Source organism: Aerococcus tenax (assembly GCF_003286645.3).
GTDB lineage: Bacteria > Bacillota > Bacilli > Lactobacillales > Aerococcaceae > Aerococcus > Aerococcus tenax.
Map to the genome: position 1 here is coordinate 654,202 of NZ_CP127382.2, position 23,088 is coordinate 677,289.

Genomic DNA, 23,088 nt, shown 5'->3' on the forward strand with positions numbered 1-23,088 from the left:
GAGGTTATTATGGTTGATTGGGATAAGGAAGCCCAACGCTTTCGTCAACGGCGTCAAGAGGCCGAGAAGCAGGAAGAATTGGCTTCAAGTGAAGGGCAAGCCGATGAGTCCAGTGATGACCCTGGACTAAGTCAAGAGCATCCGCAAAAACACTTAGGGCTAGAAGATAAGCAACAAGGCCTGCCAAATGAAGAAGAGGCAAAGGGCGAAGATTTTGCTAAAGATCAAGAGCAAAAGCACAAAAAGACTTTTAATCATAGAAAATATATCAATTGGACCTATTTATCCCGGTCAAAGAACAAAAAAGTGCAGTTAAAATCAGTCTCATGGTCACGATTGATTTTAGCTGCTGCTTTCCTTTTTATGATTATTTTTAGTGTCTTTTGGCTTTCACCACTTAACCGTATCGCTGCAATTGAAGTAAGTGGGAATAATATTGTCCCCCAAGAGCAGATTCTCTATGGATCAGGCTTACGAGAAAATATGACCTATCTAGGGATTGAATCAAAAACCGGGGTGGTGGATAACCGCTTAAAACAATTGTTCCCTAGTGTCCGCAGTGTTCAGCTGAATGCTAAGGGAAATCGAACGGTCGAAGTTAATGTCCAAGAATTCCGTGCCATTGGCTATGTGAAGAAACAAGATTTTTATTACCCGGTTTTGGAAAATCATATTATTCTTGATGGGGCTATTCCTTATCTTGACCAGGATATTCCCCTCTTTACTGGTTTTGAAGACCAAGAACTTCTTCACCTGGCCAACCAACTTTCCAAATTGTCTGATGACTTACTGGCTAAGATTAATGAAGTTGTGAATATTAGCGATGATAATTACCCTAACCACATTGCTTTAAAAATGGAAGATGGCAATATCGTGGTAGGTTTTATCGATAGTATTGCTGACCGGATGCAGTACTATGACCAAATCGTTAGTGAATTAGAAGGAAAAACCGGGGTAATTAATATGGAGGTAGGGAGCTATTTCCAAGAAAAGAATCCCCTCAACGACCCTTTTGTGAGTCTGGAGGAAAAAGCTTCCTACCAAGAAAAAGTGGACCAGGCAAAGGAAAAGTCTAAAGAAAAGCAGGCAAAGGCTGATAAGCATAGCAGCGAGTCTAAGCCAGGAGATAAGCCTAAGCCAAGAGAAGAGCAAAGCGGAGCAAGTGAGGAAGGGACTTCTTCACAAAGGCAAACTAGTCGTCAGTCCAACCCTAGACCCGGCACTAATTCGAGCCAGCAGTCATCAACAGTGACTCAGACTAGGTCAAGTAATTCTTAAAATTTATCTATTAAATTGGATTGAAAAAAAGGACTTGTCTCTTGTACAATGATTAAAAACAATTAATAGTCCTATTTGCTGGCCAAGTGGTAGAAGTAAAAAGGCCGATTACTAACAAATTCGTTTCGTCTTAATAGGATTTATGTTAAAATTAATTGCGATATAGTCATATCTAATACTTATAGAATTAAATAGGAGGTTTCAATCATATGGTTCAACCCAAAACATATGTAGGATTAGACATTGGAACCACTTCCGTCAAAGTCGTTGTTGCCGAAAATGTTAATCAACGTTTAAATATTATCGGTGTTGGTAGTCAACGCTCTGAAGGCCTAAGCCGAGGAGTAATTGTTGATATTGATAAAACCGTCGAAGCGATTAGAAGTGCAGTAAACCAAGCCGAACAGAAAGCTAACATACAAATTGATCGAGTGGTTGTCGGCGTTCCAAGTAATCAAATTAATATTGAACCTTGTTACGGAATGATTGCCGTTTCAGGAGAAAATCGAGAAATCACCGACAAGGACGTCTACAATGTCTTATCAGCAGCTAAAGTGAGAGCTGTACCCCCAGAGAGAGAAATTATTTCAGTTGTTCCTGAAGAATTTATCGTTGATGGTTTTGATGGCATTCGCGACCCACGTGGTATGATTGGCGTACGTTTAGAATTATACGCCAGCATGATTACCGGTCCCAAAACCATCATTCACAACATTAAACGTTGTGTCGATAAAGCTGGTCTCATTGTTGATGACCTAGTTGTTCAACCCTTGGCCAATGGTCAAGTGGCCTTATCGGAAGATGAACGCGATTTTGGAACTATTATCATTGACATGGGTGGCGGGCAATCTACAGCCAGTGTAATTCATGAAGGTCAATTAAAATTCTCTTATGTTGATCAAGAAGGTGGAGAATATGTTTCAAAAGATATTTCCACCATACTCAATACGACTTTAGAAAATGCTGAACGTATTAAATTAGAATATGGCTACGCAAAATCAGACGTTACCAGTCCTGATGAATATTTCCCAGTTGAAACGATCGGGAAAAAAGACCCTGTTCGTGTTGATGAACAGTATCTTGCAGAAATTATTGAAGCACGTTTACAACAAATATTTGAAACGCTAAAGAAAGCCCTAGACCAAGTGGAAGCCTTTGAACTTCCTGGAGGAGTTGTGATCACCGGAGGAGCCGCTTCCTTACCAGGTCTAGTTGATTTGGCTGAGGAAATGTTTGGCACGGATGTTAGGTTTTATATTCCTGAACAAGTTGGCCTAAGAAATCCAAGCTTTACAACAGCATATGGCGTTGTGGCTTATGCAGCTAAGCTACCAGATATTTATCATGTTGCTCAAGGAAAGACCCATTCTGTAAACAGTAATCAAAGTAAACCAAGTTACCAAGCTTCCAATCAAGCCCTTCATCAAGAGGCAGTTGTGGATGAACCAACTTATAAGGATTCTGTAACGAATGATGAGCGTGATGTTTATGCAACAGCTGAAGATGCTGGTCAAGAGTATCAAGATGACAACCAAGAAGATGAAGGATTCTTACAAAAAATACGTCAAGTTTTTGATGATATGTTTAGTTAAGAGGGAATTGCTTATAAATAGGAGGATTAACTATGGATTTAGAATTTGATAATACTGCAGAATACAACAATAACGCTAACATCAAGGTCATTGGTGTTGGTGGTGGGGGTAACAATGCTGTTAACCGCATGATCGATGAAGGTGTTAAGGGTGTTGAATTTATTGTTGCTAATACTGATACCCAAGCCTTGGCTAACTCTAAAGCAGATGCAAAGATTCACTTAGGCCCTAAAGTGACCCGTGGTCTTGGTGCTGGGGCCCAACCAGAAGTAGGGCAAAAAGCCGCTGAAGAAAGTGAAGACCAAATTCGCGAAGCACTAGAAGGTGCTGATTTAATCTTTATCACCGCTGGTATGGGTGGTGGTACTGGTACCGGTGCTGCACCAATTGTTGCTCGTATTGCTAAGGAAGACTTAGGCGCCTTAACTGTCGGAGTTGTGACCCGTCCATTCACCTTTGAAGGACCTAAACGTGGTCGCGCTGCCGCAGAAGGTATCGCTAACATGAAGGAATATGTGGATACCTTAGTGACCATTTCTAACAACCGTTTATTAGAAATTGTTGATAAGAAAACCCCAATGCGGGAAGCTTTCGGGGAAGCGGACAATGTCTTACGCCAAGGGGTACAAGGAATTTCTGACTTGATTACCTCACCCGGCTATGTGAACTTGGACTTTGCTGACGTGCGTACTGTGATGCAAGACCAAGGGACAGCCTTAATGGGCATTGGTACAGCAAGCGGGGAAAACCGTACCGCTGAAGCAACCAAGAAGGCTATTTCTTCACCATTATTGGAAGTATCCATTGATGGGGCTGAACAAATTCTCTTGAATATTTCTGGTGGGGAAGACCTAACCTTATTTGAAGCCCAAGACGCTGCTGAAATCGTTGGTGCAGCTTCTTCTAGCGAAGTGAACATCATTTTTGGTACCACTATCAATGATCGTTTAGATGACGAAGTGGTGGTAACCGTTATTGCTACCGGGATTGATCCTGAACGTCGCCAAGAAAAACAACGTAAGGCAAAAAAGCAACGTCCCGTTAGCCAAGCTACACCAAATTATCAAGATCAAGCCTTTCAAAACCAAGGACAAGCCAGAAATTTGGGGAACCGTCCCGAATACTTTGAAGAAAAACAAGTTCCAAATAACCAAGCTTTCCAAAACCGTCAAGGACAAGTAAGCCAAGAGCCTTGGAATGATTCAGGACGTAATTATGGTGGCCAAGACCCACGCTACCAACAAGACAACCGCTTTACTGATAACGTTAGTGAAGATGATGAGTTAGACACACCACCATTCTTTAGAAAGCGTCGTCGTTAAGATCATGACGATTCAAGCGAATGTAAAACAAATTGAAGGTATCATAGAGGATACTAAGCAATCAGCGTGTTCTTCAAACAAGGTCACGCTGATTTGCGTTTCTAAATATCATAGTCCTGAAGAGACCATGGCAGTATACCATTGTGGCATCCGTCACTTTGCAGAAAATTATGTCCAAGGCTTATTAGCTAAAAAAGCAGCTATGCCGGATGATGTGATTTGGCATTTAATCGGGCCCTTGCAGTCACGGAAGGTTAAAGAGGTTATTAATGAAATCGACTATTACCATGCCTTAGACCGTATAAAGATAGCTAAAGAGATCGACAAGCGGGCGGATAAAGAGATTAAATGTTTTGTTGAAGTGAATATCTCTGGAGAAACTTCCAAACATGGTCTAACAAAGGAAGAGACCCTTCCCTTCATCGAACAATTAGCTGAATTTAAGAAAATCAAGGTAGTTGGTCTGATGACCATGGCTCCGAGTGCTGCCAGTGACTCAGAAGTTCAAGAAATTTTTAGGCAATTGGCCGACTTACGCGACCAAGTCGCTGACCAGCAATGGATGCACGCTCCTTGCACCGAGCTTAGCATGGGAATGAGCCAAGACTATCCACTTGCCATTAAAGAAGGGGCCAGCTTTATTCGAGTAGGGTCAGCTTTCTTCAAAGACTAGCCAAAAAGGTAGGAATGTTAATGATTAATTTTATTCAAAATGTATTGCAAATATATATTTCTGTTATCATCGTTTGGGCACTTTTATCCTGGTTGCCAGGCGCAAGACAAAGTCGCTTGGGCCAATTATTGGACCGGATCGTCAGACCCTATATTGACTGGTTCGAACGGATAATTCCACCGATCGGCGGGATTAGTTTTAGCCCTATTGTAGCCATCTTAGTCTTAGAATTAGCCATTAGTGGCTTAAATGTTTTACGCTAGAAGGACTGTTATTTGAGATGACCGATTCGACTTTGATGCATTTCTTGCCGAGTGAGGCGGATTTTGTTGACCAGGTGATTAATTGGAAAAACCGAGTGACTGCATCTTTTCAACCCTTTTTAAGCCACTTTTTGGATCCTAGAGAGCAGGCCATTGTTTATTCCATCATTGGTAAGGATGAAGACCTAAAGGTTAAAGATTTTGGCGGTTATCCTCAAGCTGAAATGCGCCGGATGATCATTGCCCCTCGCTATGAGAAGGTCAATGACAGTGATTTTAACATTAGCCTGATTCAGATTAATTATGCCGCCAAGTTCAACCATATTGAACATCGCCAAGTCTTAGGAACTTTACTGGGAGAGGGTTTACAAAGAAACCGAATTGGCGATATTATTCACTCTGACTTGGACTGGCAATTTTTAATTGATGCTTCTCTCACTGACTTTGTCATCAGCCAAATTCAGCGCATTGGGAAAGTGAGTGTTAAATTAGAAGCCATCGATTTTGCTGATCGGATCCAAGTGGAAGACCCTTGGCAGCCTTTGGAAAGATCACTAGCCTCCTTTCGCATGGACCTGGTTTTAAGCGAGGGCTTTAACTTGTCGCGGTCAAAGGTAAAATCAGCCATTGAAGCTGGCTTAGTGAAATACAATTGGATGCCCTTAACCAATAGTGCTCAAACAGTGTCTGAAGGAGATATTTTGTCGCTTAGACATCATGGTCGGCTGCGCTTAGACAAGGTGCTTAAGGTCAGCAAAAAGGGCAAGTATCGGGTACAATTAAGTCGTTTAGAAAATCGCTAGGAGGTTACTTTCGATGCAAGCTAAACAAGTGAGAGAAAAAACATTTAATAGCAAAATGCGGGGTTATGATAAAAAAGAGGTCGACGCTTATCTCAAAGAGCTTTCCATGGTCATGGATAATTTGGAGACCAATAACCAATATTTGCAGCAAGAATTATACGATGTCAATAATCAGCTCGATGAATATCGTGAACGAGAAGCCTCAGTCAATCGGTCCATAGTGGTTGCCCAACAAGCCGCTGACCGGGTGCGCGCGGATAGCTTGAATGAGGCTGATCTTATTATTCAAAAAGCCGAATCGGAAGCCCAAAAACTCCTACAAACGGCAGCGGATAAAGCCAATACCATTGTCAAGGAGAAATCACGGCTCCGGGAAATGTCGCGCTACTACATCTTCCAAATGCAAGGCTTGATTAATAATGCAAAAGAAGTTTTAGATGATCCGCAATGGCAGGAACTCTTTAGTGATCAAGAAGAAGAAAAAGTGGAGACACCGGTATTGGACGAAGTCCTAGTTGGGGAGAACTTCCAGGTACGCAACCAGGAAGCTGACCAACTCTACCAAGAAGCTTTGGATGAGGCTAAGCATAAACAAGCGCAAAAAGAATTTTTTGACCAAGCTTCTGGAGACCAACCAGCCCAAATGCCTGAGGAGGCACAAAAACTATTTGATGAAGAAGCGGAGAAACTGGATAGCGATAATTAGGACAGGGCAAATGGCGCTATTTTGAAGTTGAAAATTTAGCTTTTCTTGCGTATAATTGATTGCAATAAGATTTACAACAGAACACGGTTTAAGGTACTTTAGTGTGAGCGAGTCTATGTGGGGTGTGAGATAGATGATTAAAGCCTTAGATTATCATCTGTTGACCTGTTTAGCTGAACATGTAGAGTAAGCTGGGCCGTTAGTTGCGTTAAGACTTTAAGGCAGATCTTTATCTGTAAAATTGGGTGGTACCACGAGCACACATCGTCCCTTTGGACGGTGTGTTTTTTTATTTTAATGAGAGGGAGCAATTGATATATGAAAATGAAAGATACTTTAAACTTAGGGAAAACTAAGTTCCCTATGCGGGGAAATTTACCCAAAAAAGAACCAGAACGTCAAAAAGAATGGGAAGAAAATCAGGTTTATGAAAGACGTTTGAGTCAGAATAAGGATAATCAACCATTCGTTCTCCATGATGGCCCTCCCTACGCTAATGGGAATATTCATATTGGTCATGCTTTAAATAAGATTACCAAGGACATCATTATCCGTTCTAAAAGTATGCAGGGCTACTACAGCCCCTATGTGCCGGGTTGGGATACCCATGGCCTACCGATTGAACAAGCAGTGACTAATTCAGGGGTAGACCGTAAGTCATTGTCGACAGCTGAATTTCGTCAGATCTGTCAAGATTATGCCAGTCAACAAATCGATAGCCAACGTCAAGATTTCAAACGACTAGGGGGACAAGGTGATTGGGAAGATCCGTATATTACCTATACTAAAAAGTTTGAAGCCCAAGAAATTCGTGTTTTTGGTGAAATGGCTAAGAAGGGCTTAATTTATCGGGGAAATAAGCCGGTATATTGGTCACCTTCAAGTGAATCGACCTTAGCTGAGGCGGAAATTGAATATAAGGACGTGGAAACCCCAAGTATCTATGCCGCCTTCAAGGCCAAGGATACTAAGGGCAAATTACCAGAGGATACTGAATTTATTATCTGGACCACCACACCATGGACCTTGCCTGCTAGTGAAGCTATTGCCGTTCATCCACAAATCGAATACAGTTTAGTGGCAGTCAATGGTCATCACTATGTCGTTGCTAGCGAACTTTTAGGAAGTTTAGCAGAAAAATTCCAATGGACCGATTATCAAGTTGAAGATAGAGTCTTAGGTCAAGATCTGGAATTGATGAAGGCCAACCACCCATTCTATGACCGGGAATTACTACTTATCTTAGGTGACCATGTAACCACTGAATCAGGTACTGGTTTAGTCCATACAGCGCCTGGTCATGGGGAAGATGACTACTATGTCGGGGTTAAATATGGCTTAGATGTCTTATCCCCTGTGGATGACCAAGGCTGCTTTACTGAAGAAGCAGAAGGCTTAGAAGGGATCTTCTACGAAGAAGGGAACGACTTAGTTATTGATAAAATGACTAAGAATGGCACCTTACTAAAGGTAGAATACTTTGTCCATAGTTATCCCCATGACTGGCGGACCAAGAAACCAGTTATTTTTAGAGCCCTCCCTCAATGGTTCTGTTCAGTAGATAAAATACGTGAAAAGACCCTAGATGTTATCAATAATGAAGTGACTTGGTGGCACCCTTCTGGCCAACACCGGATCTATAACATGATTCGCGACCGGGGTGACTGGGTCATCTCTAGACAAAGGGTTTGGGGAGTTCCACTACCTATTTTCTATGCAGAAGACGGCACACCAATCATTAGCGAAGAAACGATCGACCATGTGGCTAAGCTCTTCGAAGAACATGGGTCAAATATTTGGTTTGAAAAAGAAGCCAAAGACTTACTCCCTGAAGGCTACCAAAATGAACACTCACCAAATGGAGAATTCACCAAGGAAAATGACATTATGGACGTTTGGTTTGACTCAGGCTCATCTTGGGCTGGGGTTCTACAAACTCGAGATGAACTTTCCTATCCAGCAGACATGTATCTGGAAGGGTCTGACCAATACCGTGGTTGGTTTAACTCTAGTCTCTTAACCTCTGTTGCCGTTAATGACCATGCGCCTTATAAGGAAGTCGTTTCCCAAGGTTTTGTTAACGATGGGGAAGGGCGTAAAATGAGTAAGTCATTAGGAAACACCGTGTCGCCTAATGATGTCTGTGACCAACGTGGGGCAGATATTTTGCGCCTCTGGGTGGCTTCAGTAGATTCCCGCTATGATGTCCGCATTTCTGATGATATCCTGGGTCAAGTGGCTGAGTCCTACCGGAAGATCCGCAATACCTTGCGCTTTACCCTAGGTAATCTCTTTGATTTCGATGCTAAGAAAAATTATGTAGCTTATGAGGAGCTTGACAGTATTGACCAATATATCTTGGTCCTACTTAATGAATTAGTCGACCATGTTATTGACTACTACAATCACTATGATTTCAACAGTATTTACCAAGAAATCATTAATTTCCTCACCCAAGTCATGTCTAGTTTCTATTTGGATTATTCCAAGGATGTTACTTATATTCTCTTAGCCGATGATCCTAAACGTCGCAACATGCAAACGGTAATGTACGAAGTATTGAAGAAAATGACTATTTTACTGACACCAATTATTCCTCATACCACGGAAGAAATTTGGTCCTACATGGGTGAAGCTGAGGACTATGTCCAATTAGCAGACTTCCCACAAGTAGAAGACTATAGCAATGCTGAAGCATTAAAAACAAAATGGGAAAAATTCTTCAACTTTAGAGGTGACGTTAACCATAGCTTAGAAAGCGCCCGTAACGAAAAAGTGATCGGTAAGTCTTTAGAAGCCAAGGTCATTGTTTATGCCAAGGAAGATAGTCGCCAATTCTTGGAAAGCATTGGGGAAGAACTAAAAACTTATCTGATTGTTTCCCAATTAGAAATTAAAGACTATCAAGAAGCAGACGACCAAGCCGCCGATTACGAGGCCTATGCCATTGCCATTGTTCCGGCTGAGGGTAAGGTGTGTGACCGTTGCCGGGGCGTTTATCCTTCAGTAGGTAGTGTTGAAGGAGCAGAAAATCTTTGTCAACGCTGTGCTGATATCGTCCTTAAACACTTCCCTGAAGCCCTAGTCAAAGAGGAAGATTAGTCATGTACCAAGGAATTTTAAAGTCATACGATGAAAAACGTGGCTATGGTTTTATTCAAGTCCTTCATCCTTATTTTGAAAAAGATGTTTTTATCCACCGGACTGCCTTACAGGCAGCTGACTATGAAAAAATGCTGGTCAATGATCTTCTAGCTTTTGAAATTGCTTGGGGACAAAGAGGCCCTCAAGCGGTGAACGTTCAATAAATGAATAAGCTATTCCAATCAGATTCCTATCCTGATTGGGGTAGCTTTTTTATTTGTCTAATCCATAGAAGAGGAGTAAATAAAAACAAAAAAGGAAAGCAAAAAGCTAATTTAGTTATAAAATAAACGATAATTGTATCTAGTTAGTGAAAATAAATACAAATTGTGTCTTTTTACCTTGATTTTACGCTAATTTGCTAATATAAATAGCGCTTACATGACTTCGTGATATAATAAACATGTAGAAAATAGTACAAAATTTAGGAGGTAGCAAAATGAAATTTGTAATTGTTGGTACAAACCATGCTGGGATTGCAGCAGCAAACACGATCTTAGATAATTATGGAGAAGGCAATGAATTAGTCATGCTTGACCGTAACTCAAACTTAAGTTATTTAGGTTGCGGGACTGCCTTATGGGTAGGTCGCCAAATCGATGGCTATGAAGGACTTTTCTATACTAAACCAGAAGATTTTGAAGCCAAAGGTGCTAAAATTTCTTTGGAAACTAATGTGGAAAAGGTTGATTTTGATAAGAAGGTCGTTTATGCCAAAACAAAAGACGGGCAAAAAATTGAAGAATCTTATGACAAGTTAATTCTTGCTGAAGGGTCTGCACCAATTGCTCCTAACTTACCAGGTAAAGACTTAGATGGCATTCACTTCCTCAAGCTCTTCCAAGAAGGCCAAGCAGTTGACCAAGAACTCAGCAAGGAAGGTGTAGATACCGTAGCCGTTATTGGTGCCGGTTATATTGGGGTAGAAATTGCTGAAGCAGCAAGACGTCGTGGTAAGAATGTATTATTATTCGATGCTGAAGATACTTGTTTGGCTTCCTACTATGACAAAGAGTTCTCCCAATTAATGGATGAAAACCTGAAAGAAAACGGGATTGAAACCCATTACGGTGAATTCGCCCAAGAATATTTAGGTGAAAATGGACGGGTCACTGGACTAAAAACCGATAAAGGCCAATATGAAGTGGATGCTGTGATTAACTGTATCGGCTTTAGACCTAATGCAAATCTTGGTGAAGATCACTTAGAACGCTTTGGCAATGGGGCATATTTAGTCAACCGTGGCTTCCAAACCTCTGATCCTGATGTTTATGCAGTGGGTGACTGTGCCACCAACTATTCCAATGCCCTCCAAGATACTACCTATATTGCCTTAGCAAGTAATGCGGTTCGTGCCGGTATCGTTGGCGCCCACAATGCCGCAGGGACAGCCATTGACGGCGCTGGCGTCCAAGGCTCTAACGGAATTGAAATCTTTGACTTGAAATTAGTCTCCACTGGTCTGAGTGTTAAGGCTGCAAATAAAGCGAATATTCCAGTGAAATATGTTGACTATGAAGATTTACAATTACCAGGCTTCATACCAGAAGAAAAGAATGAAAAAGTAAAAATTCGGATTGTTTATACTGAAGATGGTAACCGGATTGTCGGTGCTCAACTGGCTTCACATTACGATATGCACCAATTAATCCACATGTTCTCCCTAGCTATTCAAGAAGAATTAACCATGGATAAATTACAACTCCTGGATATCTTCTTCTTACCACACTATAACCAACCTTACAACTATGTCACCATGGCTGCTTTAAGCGCTGATAAATAGAAGACCTTAATCATAAGGAAAGACCCTGATAGCACTGATTACTTACTAATCAAGTGCTTCAGGGTCTTTTGTTTACTTATAATTAATTAGCCCAGCTTCTTAGCGAGCCAGTAATAAATGAGCAAAATAATAATGGCACCTAGTAGGGTAGGAATAATGTAAAAACCACCGATTTCTGGACCGAAGCCAGACATTAATTTGCCACCTAGCCAGGAACCGAGAATACCTGCGATTACATTTCCAATCACTCCACCGGGAACGTCTCTACCAATGATGGCACCAGCGATTGCACCAAGTACACCACCAACAATGAGGGACCAAATCCAACCCATAGTGATTACCTCCTTTATTTTTGTCTGTTTATATTCTAGTTGAAAAAGACGCTTTTAACAAATAATATGTAAGTTCTGCTTAAGAATAAGAGAGCTTGACCCATTCTGAGAGATTTTTGTTACAATAAAAAAGAATTTAATTGAAAAGAAAAGGGGTAGCCTCATGGAATTCGGTGAAAAAACACTCCGTAAAGAAACTATTTACCAAGGAAGTTTGATTGAAGTTGAAAAGCACGTGGTGGAATTACAAAATAAAGAAAAAGCCAATCGTGAAATTATCCACCATGCCCCCGCAGTGGCGATTTTAGCTATTAATGATGATAAATTATTACTGGTCAAGCAATACCGTAAAGCTATTGAAAAGGCAATTTTAGAAATTCCGGCCGGCTTAGTCGATCCTGGAGAAGACCTCTTAACTGCTGCCAAGCGTGAACTCGAAGAAGAGACCGCCTTTCAAGCTGAAAATTGGCAAGCTCTGGATAAATTTTATGTCTCACCGGGCTACTTAGATGAAAATCTTCAAATTTATCAAGCTTCCAGCTTGGCTAAAGTCGCTCATCCTAAAGCCCAAGACGCGGATGAACATATTGAAGTTTTTCAATTAAGTTTCGAAGAAGTACAAGCGGCTATTGAAAAAGGAGATATTTGTGACATGAAGACCATTTATGCCGTCAAGCAATGGGAGATTATCAAATTACGAGGTGAAACGAAGTAATTATTATGAAGCAAAAGGATCCTTTAATTACCCGACGCTCTTATCGGAAGGCACGGGAAAAGAACAACCGCAAAAATATCTGGCGGCGCCTCTTCAAACAAGAGGACGAGTTTGATGATCAAGATGAAGTGGATAATGAATCTCGCCCAACGTCCTCAGTCAATCAACCTGAAGCAGCCAGTGATCATGAGAACGAGAAGATTCCTGCAGACAATCAAGAGGAAGGTGTAGATCTAGAAGCGGCTAAGCCAGGCAGTGAGTCAGCAGACCTTGACGAAGCGAACCCAAGCGAAAGCGTAAGAACTGTTAAGCAGCGGCCTTCGATTGACCGCTTCCTCAATTGGGGTATCATTATTTTAATTTTAGCCATCATTGTCGTTACTGCTATTGCTTTTTTTGTATAGGAGAGAAGAATGAAAATTGCTATTATCGCGGCCTTGAGTCGGGAAGTGAATTATTATATTGAAACTATTGACCATTTAGAAGAAAAGACAATCGCCGATATGACCTATTGGCTAGGCAGCTATCAGGGCAAGGACTTAGTGATCGCCCAATCCGGTGTGGGTAAGGTCAATGCGGCCTTGGCTACGACTGTCGTTGCTCTGGAAGATCCGGATGTGATTATTAATACCGGTTCAGCTGGAGCTATTGATCCTAGTCTAAAGATTGGGGACATTGTCTTGGCGGAATATGCCATCTATAACGATGTCGATGCGACTGCGTTTGATAATGTCTTAGGCCAAGTGGATGGGATGCCGGTTAACTACCCAACCGACCCGCAATGGCGTTCAGCTTTTTATCAGTATTATTCTGAACATGCTAGCCAAGCTAACATTAAAGTTGGACCGATTGTTTCTGGAGATTCCTTTATTGCTAGTCAAGACAAGGTGGCTTGGATTCAAGAGCACTTCCCTGGAGCCATGTGTACTGAGATGGAAGGCACGGCGATAGGGCAAGTGGCTTATCGTTTTAAGATTCCTTTTGTCATTATCCGGGCCATCTCAGATACCGCTAACCATGATGCTAATATAACTTTTGAAGAGTTTATTGAAAAAGTGGGTCGTCAAAGCGCCCAAGCTACGCTGGACTTTATAGCAAAACTTCAATAAGTCTGCTTAGGAAGAAGTATCAGAAAAATATCGGCAAATAAATTGACAGCAGGGTAGATATTTAGTACACTATTGGTTGTGTAAAATAATGCAGCAGAGTTGAAGCAAGCTCGTCAATAGTTCGCCCACGAATGGTGTAGTGAGTACCTGCGGCTGCATAGGGGAAAGCCTTGGATGAACTACACGAATGCGATCAATTCCATAATTATTTTACTCCAATACTAATTATTTAAAAAATGGAGGAAACAATTTATGTCACGTTATACAGGACCAAGCTGGAAGAAATCACGCCGTTATGGGATTTCATTATCCGGAACTGGTAAAGAATTAGCTCGTCGCCCTTACGCTCCTGGTCAACATGGACCTAACCAACGTCGTAAGAGCTTATCTGAATATGGTCTTCAATTACAAGAAAAACAAAAATTACGTTTTATCTATGGTTTAACTGAAAAACAATTCCATAATCTATACAACCGTGCTGAAAAGATTAAAGAAGGTACTGTGGGTACCAACTTCATGACCCTTTTAGAACAACGTTTAGATAATATGGTTTACCGTTTAGGTTTAGCTTCTACTCGTCGCCAAGCACGTCAATTAGTTTCCCATGGACATATCACTGTTGATGGCAAACGTGTTGACATTCCTTCTTACATTGTTGAAGTAGGACAAGTTATCGGCGTTCGTGAAAAATCTAAGAACTTACAAGTGATTAAAGATTCTGTTGAAGGTTTATACGGCCATGTTCCTTATGTTGAATTTGATGCTGATAAACTCGAAGGCTCATTATCACGCTTACCAGAACGCGATGAAATGAACCAAGAAATCGACGAATCGCTCGTTGTTGAATACTACAACCAAGTTTAATCCGCTTTTAGAAAAGTCTGTTACAGTTTTTGTAACAGACTTTTATTGTATAGCGGGAGTAGCCCCTTGCCTGGTGGATACTTTGGTCATTGCCCTAAGGCCAGTGTGGACTAAGTCCTAACTTTAGCGTATAATGTTTATTATTAGGTATAAAAGCGTCTTTTTAGCAATAGAGGGGGGAAGACAGTGGGATTTATAATTGCTCTAATCATCATCATTGTGATTATTTTGATTGGCTATGGCCTACTCTACTACTTAGGTCGCAAGCAAAGCAAAACCAACCTAGAACTTGATGAGAAGAAACAGGAAATCATGGCCATTCCTGTTGCAGATAAACTCTACACTATCCGTAATAAAAATGTGAGTGGAAACACACGCCGGCTATTTGAGGCTGAACAAGCCAAGTGGCAAACGATTAAACAGTATAAGTTGCCTGAAATTGAAGCGGCACTGGTGCAGGCCCAGGCAGATGCTGATAAATTTTCGCTGATTAAGTCTAGAAAAACGGCCGAAGAAACCGAAAAGTTGATTTATGACACTTTGCAAGATGTTCAAAATATCAATCAATCCTTAGAAGAACTCTTAGCTAGCGAGTCAAAAAATGAAGCTTATTTTCAAGAGGTTAATGACCGCTATGCCAAAATAAGAAAACAACTCCTTGCTCATGGCTATGCCTATGGGGATTCACAAGAAACTTTGGAAAAACATCTTTCTTATATTGAATTGGACTTTACCAAATACAATACCTTAATGAGCGATGCCGATTACCTAGCCGCTCATGATGTTTTAGACCAAACTAAGGAGGATATCGAAGCCTTAGAAGCGATGATGGAAGAAATTCCTAAGCTATTGGATAAGATTGATAATGAATATGAAGAGCAACTTGAAGACCTTAAATCAGGCTATTCGCAAATGCTAGATATGGACTTCCAATTCCCTTCTGGTGTGCGGGTTGATGAAGAAATTCAACAGGTAGAAAAGGGCATCGAGCAATGCTATGCAGCCTTAGCTGAATGCGATTTAAGTGAAACATCTTCCTTAATGAGCGCAACTGAAGCTCAAATTGACCGCAGCTATGAATTAATGGAAGTTGAATTACGGGCTAAGGAATATATTGAGAAAAACCAAGGTAACCTTGAACAAAGAATTAACCAAGTCCGCCAAAGTAATCGCTATGGATCACTAGAAATTGACCGGGTGTCCCAAAATTATCTGCTCCATGATAATGAACTGGGCAAGTTACAGGACTACGCCGATCAAATTGAACGCATCCACGAAGAAGTGGATACCGTTAACCAACGTCTAGGAGCCCACGTCATTGCCTATACCGACATGCAGAGTGTTTATAAAGATAAATATGAACAGCTTAATGAAATTGATAAGGCCCAATCCCATATTGTGGGGTCCTTAGCCAATCTCCGGCAAAAAGAACGCGATGCTCGTGACATGCTTTATACTTTCGACTTAGATATGCGTAATATGAAACGTCGGGTTAATCAATATCATTTACCGGGACTTCCTGATGCTTATCTAGATCGTTATTTTGCTACTGAAGATAAAGTTGAAGAACTCGAGCGCAAAATGAATCGGGTCAAACTGGATATGGATGAAATTGACCAGCTCGTCAATGAAGTTTCCGAAGCGATTGAGCGCCTGGATTTAGAAACAGAAAATATGATTGACCAAGCTTTATTGACCGAACAAACCGTTCAATATGCTAACCGCTACCGGGCCAACCATCCTGAACTGAATCAAGCCATCGAAAAATCTTCTTATTACTTTAATCAAACTTTCGATTATAAAAAGGCCCATCAGACTATTAGTCAAGCTGTTGACCAATTAGAGTCAGGGGCTTCTAATAAAGTCGAGAACCAATATCGTCAAGAGAAAGAAGAGCGTTTATATTAAATATTAATAGGGACTCATTGACCAGTCTCTAAACAAGGAAAGTGCTTCAATCAATTGGATAGCTATTGATTTGATGCACTTTTGCTTTTTATCCATTGATTGAATGACTAGCAGTCACTATTTTGACCGTTTGTAAAGGAGTAATCATGTCAGAAATCATTTATTTTGATAATAGTGCAACAACTAAAATTGATCCTGCCGCTTTAAAGTCCCTGGTGATGACTATGGAGAATTATTACGGCAACCCTTCCAGCTTGCATGACTTAGGTAACCAAGCAAAAGCCTTGCTCAATAAAGCCCGTCAGCAAATCGCAGAGCTCTGTGGCTGTCAGGCTGAGGAAATCTTTTTTACCAGTGGGGGAACCGAATCCAATAACTGGGCTCTCAAAGGAACGGCCTATGAAAAGGCGGGGCGAGGCAAACATATTATTACTTCTAGTGTTGAACACCCCTCAGTCAGTCATACTTTAAAAGAGCTAGAACAAGAAGGTTTTGAAGTGACTTACTTACCTGTTGATAAGGAAGGGCGGGTAAACCCCAAGGATCTTCAGGCCGCATTACGACCGGATACGATTCTGGTGTCAATCATGGCTGTAAATAATGAAATTGGGACCATCCAACCAATCAAGGAGATTGCTGAAATTTTAACCAATTTCCCCATCATCCACTTTCATGTTGATGGCGTCCAAAGCTTGGGTCGTTTTAAGAATCCCCTCATTCATTCTCGGGTAGATTTGTATTCCTTCTCATCGCATAAATTCAATGGGCCTCGGGGAGTGGGAATTCTCTACAAAAAGAAAAACCGGACTTTGAAGAATTTAGTAGAAGGTGGCGGCCAAGAAGCAAATTTACGGAGTGGTACCGAAAACTTACCCGGAATTGTGGCAACAGCCAAGGCCTTCCGTTTAAGTTTAGAGCGGGCTCAAGAAGAAAACCAGCGCCAAGAAGCCATCCAAGCTTCAATCAGAGCTTACCTTAAACAATACCCTGATACCATCCGCATTTTCTCTCCTGCATCAGGTGCTTCTCCCCATGTACTCTGCTTTGCTTTAAAGGCAGTTCGTGGAGAAGTGATGGTCCACGCTTTGGAAGAAAAGGGCATCTATGTGTCCACCACCAGTGCCTGTTCTAGCCGCCAAACCGGTCATTCTTCATCGACCTTACTAGCCATGGGGGTTGATGGCTCTTGGGCTCATTCGGCTATTCGTCTAAGCTTTGGCTTTGAAAATACAGAAGAAGAAGCCCAACGCTTTATTGACACTTTTGAAGATTTACGTCAAAAATTTACTGTTATCCAATAGGAGGTCTTATGGAAACTAAAATCATGATTCGCTATGGCGAATTATCAGTTAAGGGAAAAAATAAACGTCGTTTTATTAACCGCTTAGCTGAAAATATTCGCCAAATCTTTTCCGACTATCCACAGGTTAAGGTGAGTGAACAATTCGATTTCATGTTTATTGAGCTTAATGGTGTCGATAAGGGAATCGTCATTGATCGCTTGCAATATATTTTTGGTATCCAAAGTTATAGTCCCGTCTACGAAATTGAGCGCGACTTTGACCTGTTAAAAGAAGTGGCCAAACAAGTGGTGAAAGAAAAGTTAGATGAAAGGGAAATTCATAGCTTCAAGGTCGCTACTTCCCGCTCCGACCGCAATTATCATATGGATACCAATGCTATTAACCGAGAATTAGGAGCTTATCTGATGGAAGAATTCCCTAATTTAGAAGTTAAAATGAAAAAGCCCGACCTCACTGTCCGGGTGAAAGTCCGTTTTAAGGACTTTGTCGTGTCTTCCGACTGGATTAAAGGGATCGGCGGTTTACCGGTGGGAACTAGTTCTCGTGGTATCCTCATGTTATCTGGGGGAATCGATTCTCCAGTGGCGGGTTACTTAGCCATGAAACGTGGGGTTAGACCCATTGCCATCCACTTTGCCTCACCACCCTATACCAGTCCTCAAGCCCTAGAAAAGGCGAAAAAATTAGCGGGTAAGTTGACTAAATTCGGTTCGTGGATTGATTTTATTGAAGTGCCTTTTACAGAAATTCAAGAAGCAATTAAGGAGCATATTCCCAGTGAATATTTAATGACCATTACCCGGCGGATGATGCTAAGGGTGGCTGACCGCATTCGTGAAAAATACCACGCCTTATCCATTATTAATGGGGAATCATTAGGACAAGTGGCTTCTCAGACCGCTGAATCCATGTATGCCATCAATGCCGTGACCACAACACCGATTATTCGTCCTGTTGTTACCATGGATAAATTAGAAATTATTGATATTGCTCAGGCGATTGACACTTTTGATTTGTCGATTCAGCCTTTTGAGGACTGCTGTACTGTTTTTGCACCGGCTTCACCAAGTACTAAGCCAAAAGTGGACCGCTGTGAACATTATGAATCTCGTCTTGATATTGACACTCTAGTGGACAATTGCCTAGCTAAGCTTAACTTTGAACGAATTGACCACCATTCCTTAGAGAAAAGCAATGCCCAAGAAGAAGCCATGGATGACTTGCTTTAAACACAGCAATGATTTAATCCAGTTTATAGAACAGAATAATATAAAAAGCTTGCCTCTCTTCGATTGGCAAGCTTTTTAGCGTTTATTTAGAAAAAATACCCATAAACGGCAACGCCTAGACTAATCACTACACTCGAAACGAGGGCAAGTAACATGGCCCAGGTGAATAATTTGCCCCATCTTTTCTTCCGTCTTTTTTTTCGTTCTGATTTTTCATAGGCTTTTTCTCGTTGCTCTTTCCAATTCGTTGAATTTGACATATCCTTATAACGCTCCTTACAATAATCTCCTTGCTATTATAGCATAAAGGCTCATGACATTTAACGAGGACTTAGAAAGATTTCTTTAATCCTTCACTTAAGCAATGGTTGAAAACAAGTGCCTGGCTACGTCTTTATTTTTGCTAAAGACTTTGATAATATTATCATTGAAATGAGAAGCCTAATGACGCAATCTCATCGAATGTTATTAGAATGTAGGAGGAACTACTATGACTCAAGCACAAATTGGTGTAATCGGAATGGCGGTAATGGGAAAAAACTTAGCCCTAAATATTGAAAGCCGCGGCTATACGGTCGCTATTTATAATCGGACTACCTCACGGATGGAGGCCGTTTATGAAGAAAATAAGGACAAGAACTTAGTCCCTACCCGTTCCTTAGAAGAATTTGTTGAACATCTTGAACGTCCCCGTCGTATTTTACTCATGGTAAAGGCCGGGGCAGCGACTGATCATTTTATTGACCAAATTTTACCGCTTTTAGAAGAAGGCGATATCCTCATTGATGGAGGAAACACCTACTTCAAAGATACTATGCGTCGTTCAGAAAAATTGGCCCAATCCGGGATCCACTTCATCGGTATGGGAGTTTCTGGTGGTGAAGAGGGCGCCCTTAAAGGACCTGCTTTAATGCCAGGAGGACAAAAAGAAGCCTATCTAGAAATGAAAGATATTCTTGAAGCCATGGCTGCTAAGGCACCAAGTGATGGCAAACCCTGCGTGACCTATATTGGAGAAAATGGGGCCGGTCACTTTGTCAAAATGGTCCACAACGGTATTGAATATGGGGACATGGAATTAATTAGTGAATCCTATGATTTATTGCGTCATTATTTAGATTTAAGCGTGGAAGAATGCGCTCAATACTTCAAGCAATGGAACCAAGGCGAATTAGACAGCTATTTGATTGAAATTACCGCTGATATCTTGACCAAGAAAGATCCACAAACTGGTTCCCCAATGATTGATGTAATCCTTGATGCTGCAGGTAATAAGGGTACCGGGAAATGGACATCTCAAGAGGCCTTAGACTTAGGTGTGCCATTACCAACCATTACGGATTCAGTCTATGCGCGTTATATTTCTGCTTTAAAGGATGAACGCGTCCGTGCTAGCCAAGTCTTAGAAGGACCAAGCCAAGTGAAAGGTGTTGAGAATAAGGAAGCCTTTATTGAAAAAATCCGTCAAGCCCTCTATTTCTCTAAACTCATGAGCTACGCTCAAGGTTTTGTGGAATACCGTGAAGCAAGCAAGACTTACAACTGGGACTTAGATTATAAGGCCATTGCAAGTATTTTTAGAGGGGGATGTATTATTCGTGCCCAATTCCTTGAAACAATTATGGCTGCTTATGAGAATAATCCAGAATTAGAAAATATTCTTTTAGATGATTACTTTAAGGAAATAGCCGCTAAATACCAACAAGCTACCCGGGATGTGGTGAGTGCAGCAGTTCAAGCGGGTATTCCGGTATCTGGATTTACTAGTGCGATTTCATATTATGACAGCTATCGTTCCGCTACACTACCTGCTAATATGATCCAAGCACAAAGAGATTATTTTGGGGCCCATACCTATCAAAGAGTGGACCAAGAAGGAACTTATCATTTCTTATGGGATGAAGAAAAGGAAGTTAAGCAGTAATCCGCATTAAGGAGTTGTGTTAGGGTTTGGAAGCAAAAAAGCAAATTCTTTTAATCGATGCTGAAGAAGAATGGGTGCATTATCTCGGTGATGAGTTAAATAGTGAAAATTATTTTGCTACAATCGCTCATGACGGTCCAATGGGCTTAGAACTGGCTCATCAACACCAATGGGATTTGATTTTACTTGATTTAGATTTGCCTTTGTTAAACGGCTTAGAGGTCATGCGCCGCTTGCGGCAAGAGATGACGGTCCCAATTCTAGTGATGACCCAGCGCTCATCGGTAATTGACCAAGTGTCTGCCTTGGACCAAGGAGCTGATGGTTATTTAATTAAGCCGCTTCCAATTGAAGTTTTTTTAGCACACATACGCTCAATTTTAAGGCGTATGACCATTGAAGCCAATGAAAACCACATTAGACAGACCCGCTTGGTCTTTCGCGATTTACTAGTAGAAAAAGAAAATCATCTTGCTTATCGCGGCGAAGAAGTCCTAGACCTAACCAAGCGCGAGTATGACCTACTAGTAATTTTTATGGAGAATATCAATAAGGTGTTGAGTCGGGAAAAATTACTTAAAGATGTCTGGGGCTTTCAAAGTGTGGTTGAAACCAATGTCGTGGACGTTTATATTCGTTACTTACGTAATAAAATTGATCCCAATAGGAATCAAAAGTATATCCAAACCATCCGCGGTGCTGGTTATGTTATGCGCGATGAGGATAACTCTTAGCATAAAAAAGACATCAAAACACCCCCTAACTGTGAGCTTAATGCGCTAGCAGCTAGAGGGTGTTTTAGTTTGAATGCTTACTTAAAATTTTATTTCTTTCTGTTTTGTTTTCCCGCATTCCGGTTAGATTTATGAGGCTTAGTTGATGAAGTTGAGGAATTTGCTGTATGGGTGACGTCTTTAACCGAATTATTGGGTTTATAATGTTGGTCAAAGCGGATGGGATTATCCTTCATTTCATCTTCCACTTTGGCTTTAATACGAGGATGAACAAAGGTATTAATAGCCAATTGTTGGAGCATCCCCCAAATGGTGGTTGTTACTAAGTATAAACCAATCGCAGCAGGGACGTTGAAGACAACAAAACCGAGCATGAGAGGCATAAATAGCATGGATTTACCTTGTTGCTCACGAACTTCTTCAGGCATGGTTTGCATGCTGATCCGGGTTTGTAAGAAAGATAAAAGAATAAAGATAATTGTTAAAACCAGGTTAGGTTCTCCTAAAGAGAAGCCAAAGAAATTGTAGTTGGCAATATTTTGGTTATTATAGATCGCCACATACATCCCGGAAAGGATAGGTAACTGAATTAGTAGGGGTAAACAGCCCATATTTCCAAATAAGGAAATATTATTATCCTTCATAAAGGCTTGTTGTTGACGGGTATATTCCATTTGTTCTTCTGGAGTTTCGGCGCCTTGGATTAACTCTTGGAATTTCAGCAAGTAAGGTTGGTAATAACGGCGTTTTTCTGTTCCCAGAATGGAACTGGTTTGTTGCTTGTAGGTGAGTGGAATAAGTAGTAGGCGGATAATGATCACTAGGCCAATAATAGCAAAGCCGTAGTTACCATTGAAAAATTGGGCCAACCACTCAATTAACTGGTTAATTGGGCTGGCAATTAAACGAAAAGTCCAGCTGTCTTGGTTACGGCTAACACAGCCCCCTAAGAATAGGGAAGAGGCAGCCATTAGACTGAGCAGCTGGAGGTGTTTTGATTTGAGACTTGTTTTCAAAATAGCACTCCTTAATTATAGATTTGTCGAACGCCCCTAATTTTAGCGAAAAATATTGTTTTTTTCAATATATGGGGTGAAAATCATGCATGGCGGGAAGATCTTTTTCCTCCGTGACACTAAGCTGGTCGATTCTAGCGTAAGGGATATTCTTAGGATCTTGGAGCTCTGTGATAAAATGTTCTCTTTGTCCTTCATCTGCCTGTAATTGGATAGTCACACTGCCATCGGATTCATTTTTTACCGTGCCGGTCAGTTGTAGTTTATTGGCTAGGCGGGTAACGTGAAAACGAAAGCCGACGCCTTGTACCCGGCCTTGAACTTGTATTTTACTGGTTAGCATATGATCATCTCCTATTGCTTTATTTTAACATAATCCCGCTAATTAA

23 protein-coding genes are annotated in these 23,088 nt (G+C 41.1%); 19 read left to right on the forward strand and 4 right to left on the reverse strand.

The window, feature by feature from the left end; genetic code table 11:
- Positions 1-9: 9 nt before the first annotated feature.
- The 10 genes from DBT50_RS02965 (at position 10) to nox (ending at position 11,564) form a co-directional block, all read left to right on the forward strand.
- Positions 10-1,278 (forward strand): cell division protein FtsQ/DivIB, encoded by a 1,269-nt coding sequence (locus DBT50_RS02965; RefSeq protein WP_111851706.1) that lies wholly within the window; start codon positions 10-12, stop codon positions 1,276-1,278.
- A 209-nt stretch (positions 1,279-1,487) separates the two neighbouring features.
- Positions 1,488-2,870: a cell division protein FtsA gene (ftsA, locus tag DBT50_RS02970; protein WP_070559251.1), complete on the forward strand. Its 1,383-nt coding sequence runs from the start codon at positions 1,488-1,490 to the stop codon at positions 2,868-2,870.
- 32 nt (positions 2,871-2,902) lie between these two features.
- On the forward strand, positions 2,903-4,192 hold the full coding sequence (gene ftsZ, locus DBT50_RS02975; RefSeq protein WP_064292313.1) for a cell division protein FtsZ: 1,290 nt from the start codon (positions 2,903-2,905) through the stop codon (positions 4,190-4,192).
- Between the two features lie 4 nt (positions 4,193-4,196).
- Positions 4,197-4,865 carry a YggS family pyridoxal phosphate-dependent enzyme gene (locus DBT50_RS02980; protein ID WP_111851705.1) on the forward strand — a complete coding sequence of 223 codons (669 nt, stop codon included), beginning with the start codon at positions 4,197-4,199 and terminating at the stop codon, positions 4,863-4,865.
- 20 nt (positions 4,866-4,885) lie between these two features.
- Entirely contained in the window at positions 4,886-5,128 is a 243-nt protein-coding gene (locus tag DBT50_RS02985; protein ID WP_013669306.1) for a YggT family protein, read from the forward strand.
- A gap of 17 nt (positions 5,129-5,145) precedes the next feature.
- Positions 5,146-5,931 carry a YlmH family RNA-binding protein gene (locus DBT50_RS02990; protein ID WP_111853052.1) on the forward strand — a complete coding sequence of 262 codons (786 nt, stop codon included), beginning with the start codon at positions 5,146-5,148 and terminating at the stop codon, positions 5,929-5,931.
- A gap of 13 nt (positions 5,932-5,944) precedes the next feature.
- Positions 5,945-6,637, forward strand: coding sequence for a DivIVA domain-containing protein (locus tag DBT50_RS02995; protein WP_111851703.1), 693 nt, complete (start codon positions 5,945-5,947; stop codon positions 6,635-6,637).
- 318 nt (positions 6,638-6,955) lie between these two features.
- Complete coding sequence (ileS, locus tag DBT50_RS03000) at positions 6,956-9,739, forward strand: isoleucine--tRNA ligase (protein WP_111851702.1); 2,784 nt, start codon at positions 6,956-6,958, stop codon at positions 9,737-9,739.
- Positions 9,740-9,741: 2 nt separating this feature from the next.
- Positions 9,742-9,945, forward strand: a complete 204-nt coding sequence (locus DBT50_RS03005) for a cold-shock protein (protein ID WP_111821211.1) — start codon at positions 9,742-9,744, stop codon at positions 9,943-9,945.
- A gap of 275 nt (positions 9,946-10,220) precedes the next feature.
- Positions 10,221-11,564, forward strand: coding sequence for a H2O-forming NADH oxidase (gene nox / locus DBT50_RS03010; protein ID WP_111851701.1), 1,344 nt, complete (start codon positions 10,221-10,223; stop codon positions 11,562-11,564).
- A gap of 86 nt (positions 11,565-11,650) precedes the next feature.
- Here nox and DBT50_RS03015 read toward each other — a convergent pair whose 3' ends face one another.
- The gene (locus DBT50_RS03015) at positions 11,651-11,896 is read right to left on the reverse strand and encodes a GlsB/YeaQ/YmgE family stress response membrane protein (protein ID WP_013669621.1); all 246 of its coding nucleotides are present in this window, start codon (positions 11,894-11,896) and stop codon (positions 11,651-11,653) included.
- 163 nt (positions 11,897-12,059) lie between these two features.
- Here DBT50_RS03015 and DBT50_RS03020 point away from each other — a divergent pair, with 163 nt between their 5' ends.
- The 7 genes from DBT50_RS03020 to thiI all read left to right on the forward strand — a co-directional run bounded on the left by DBT50_RS03020 (position 12,060) and on the right by thiI (position 19,025).
- On the forward strand, positions 12,060-12,611 hold the full coding sequence (locus DBT50_RS03020) for an NUDIX hydrolase (RefSeq protein WP_111821209.1): 552 nt from the start codon (positions 12,060-12,062) through the stop codon (positions 12,609-12,611).
- A 5-nt stretch (positions 12,612-12,616) separates the two neighbouring features.
- Positions 12,617-13,015: a hypothetical protein gene (locus DBT50_RS03025; protein WP_111851700.1), complete on the forward strand. Its 399-nt coding sequence runs from the start codon at positions 12,617-12,619 to the stop codon at positions 13,013-13,015.
- Positions 13,016-13,024: 9 nt separating this feature from the next.
- The gene (locus DBT50_RS03030; RefSeq protein WP_070559228.1) at positions 13,025-13,720 is read left to right on the forward strand and encodes a 5'-methylthioadenosine/adenosylhomocysteine nucleosidase; all 696 of its coding nucleotides are present in this window, start codon (positions 13,025-13,027) and stop codon (positions 13,718-13,720) included.
- 252 nt (positions 13,721-13,972) lie between these two features.
- Positions 13,973-14,584, forward strand: a complete 612-nt coding sequence (gene rpsD / locus DBT50_RS03035) for a 30S ribosomal protein S4 (protein ID WP_013669168.1) — start codon at positions 13,973-13,975, stop codon at positions 14,582-14,584.
- Positions 14,585-14,770: 186 nt separating this feature from the next.
- Positions 14,771-16,492, forward strand: a complete 1,722-nt coding sequence (locus tag DBT50_RS03040) for a septation ring formation regulator EzrA (RefSeq protein ID WP_111851699.1) — start codon at positions 14,771-14,773, stop codon at positions 16,490-16,492.
- 155 nt (positions 16,493-16,647) lie between these two features.
- Positions 16,648-17,793, forward strand: a complete 1,146-nt coding sequence (locus DBT50_RS03045; protein WP_181566055.1) for a cysteine desulfurase family protein — start codon at positions 16,648-16,650, stop codon at positions 17,791-17,793.
- Positions 17,794-17,801: 8 nt separating this feature from the next.
- A complete protein-coding gene (gene thiI, locus DBT50_RS03050; protein WP_111853050.1) occupies positions 17,802-19,025 on the forward strand; it encodes a tRNA uracil 4-sulfurtransferase ThiI in 1,224 nt (407 codons plus the stop codon).
- A gap of 86 nt (positions 19,026-19,111) precedes the next feature.
- Here thiI and DBT50_RS03055 read toward each other — a convergent pair whose 3' ends face one another.
- Positions 19,112-19,285, reverse strand: a complete 174-nt coding sequence (locus DBT50_RS03055; protein ID WP_013668844.1) for a hypothetical protein — start codon at positions 19,283-19,285, stop codon at positions 19,112-19,114.
- Between the two features lie 230 nt (positions 19,286-19,515).
- On the opposite strand from DBT50_RS03055, the gene gndA reads away from it, so the two are divergent.
- Together gndA and DBT50_RS03065 are read left to right on the forward strand one after the other, a co-directional pair.
- Positions 19,516-20,949, forward strand: a complete 1,434-nt coding sequence (gndA, locus tag DBT50_RS03060; RefSeq protein WP_111853049.1) for an NADP-dependent phosphogluconate dehydrogenase — start codon at positions 19,516-19,518, stop codon at positions 20,947-20,949.
- A gap of 26 nt (positions 20,950-20,975) precedes the next feature.
- A complete protein-coding gene (locus tag DBT50_RS03065; protein WP_013668854.1) occupies positions 20,976-21,683 on the forward strand; it encodes a response regulator transcription factor in 708 nt (235 codons plus the stop codon).
- A gap of 89 nt (positions 21,684-21,772) precedes the next feature.
- On the opposite strand, the gene yidC is transcribed toward DBT50_RS03065, so the two are convergent.
- Positions 21,773-22,699: a membrane protein insertase YidC gene (gene yidC, locus DBT50_RS03070; protein ID WP_111851696.1), complete on the reverse strand. Its 927-nt coding sequence runs from the start codon at positions 22,697-22,699 to the stop codon at positions 21,773-21,775.
- A 64-nt stretch (positions 22,700-22,763) separates the two neighbouring features.
- A complete protein-coding gene (locus DBT50_RS03075) occupies positions 22,764-23,042 on the reverse strand; it encodes an acylphosphatase (RefSeq protein WP_111821203.1) in 279 nt (92 codons plus the stop codon).
- Between the last annotated feature and the right edge of the window lie 46 nt (positions 23,043-23,088).

Excerpts from the sequence above, each read along its gene's own strand:
- DBT50_RS03075 (WP_111821203.1), bottom strand. The coding sequence starts at position 23,042 with ATGCTAACCAGTAAAATACAAGTTCAAGGCCGGGTACAAGGCGTCGGC.
- DBT50_RS02990 (WP_111853052.1), top strand. The coding sequence starts at position 5,146 with ATGACCGATTCGACTTTGATGCATTTCTTGCCGAGTGAGGCGGATTTT.
- DBT50_RS03030 (WP_070559228.1), top strand. The coding sequence starts at position 13,025 with ATGAAAATTGCTATTATCGCGGCCTTGAGTCGGGAAGTGAATTATTAT.
- thiI (WP_111853050.1), top strand. The coding sequence starts at position 17,802 with ATGGAAACTAAAATCATGATTCGCTATGGCGAATTATCAGTTAAGGGA.
- DBT50_RS02965 (WP_111851706.1), top strand. The coding sequence starts at position 10 with ATGGTTGATTGGGATAAGGAAGCCCAACGCTTTCGTCAACGGCGTCAA.
- gndA (WP_111853049.1), top strand. The coding sequence starts at position 19,516 with ATGACTCAAGCACAAATTGGTGTAATCGGAATGGCGGTAATGGGAAAA.
- DBT50_RS03020 (WP_111821209.1), top strand. The coding sequence starts at position 12,060 with ATGGAATTCGGTGAAAAAACACTCCGTAAAGAAACTATTTACCAAGGA.
- ftsA (WP_070559251.1), top strand. The coding sequence starts at position 1,488 with ATGGTTCAACCCAAAACATATGTAGGATTAGACATTGGAACCACTTCC.
- nox (WP_111851701.1), top strand. The coding sequence starts at position 10,221 with ATGAAATTTGTAATTGTTGGTACAAACCATGCTGGGATTGCAGCAGCA.
- DBT50_RS02985 (WP_013669306.1), top strand. The coding sequence starts at position 4,886 with ATGATTAATTTTATTCAAAATGTATTGCAAATATATATTTCTGTTATC.
- ftsZ (WP_064292313.1), top strand. The coding sequence starts at position 2,903 with ATGGATTTAGAATTTGATAATACTGCAGAATACAACAATAACGCTAAC.
- DBT50_RS03025 (WP_111851700.1), top strand. The coding sequence starts at position 12,617 with ATGAAGCAAAAGGATCCTTTAATTACCCGACGCTCTTATCGGAAGGCA.
- DBT50_RS03005 (WP_111821211.1), top strand. The coding sequence starts at position 9,742 with ATGTACCAAGGAATTTTAAAGTCATACGATGAAAAACGTGGCTATGGT.
- DBT50_RS02980 (WP_111851705.1), top strand. The coding sequence starts at position 4,197 with ATGACGATTCAAGCGAATGTAAAACAAATTGAAGGTATCATAGAGGAT.
- DBT50_RS03055 (WP_013668844.1), bottom strand. The coding sequence starts at position 19,285 with ATGTCAAATTCAACGAATTGGAAAGAGCAACGAGAAAAAGCCTATGAA.
- DBT50_RS02995 (WP_111851703.1), top strand. The coding sequence starts at position 5,945 with ATGCAAGCTAAACAAGTGAGAGAAAAAACATTTAATAGCAAAATGCGG.
- DBT50_RS03015 (WP_013669621.1), bottom strand. The coding sequence starts at position 11,896 with ATGGGTTGGATTTGGTCCCTCATTGTTGGTGGTGTACTTGGTGCAATC.
- rpsD (WP_013669168.1), top strand. The coding sequence starts at position 13,973 with ATGTCACGTTATACAGGACCAAGCTGGAAGAAATCACGCCGTTATGGG.
- ileS (WP_111851702.1), top strand. The coding sequence starts at position 6,956 with ATGAAAATGAAAGATACTTTAAACTTAGGGAAAACTAAGTTCCCTATG.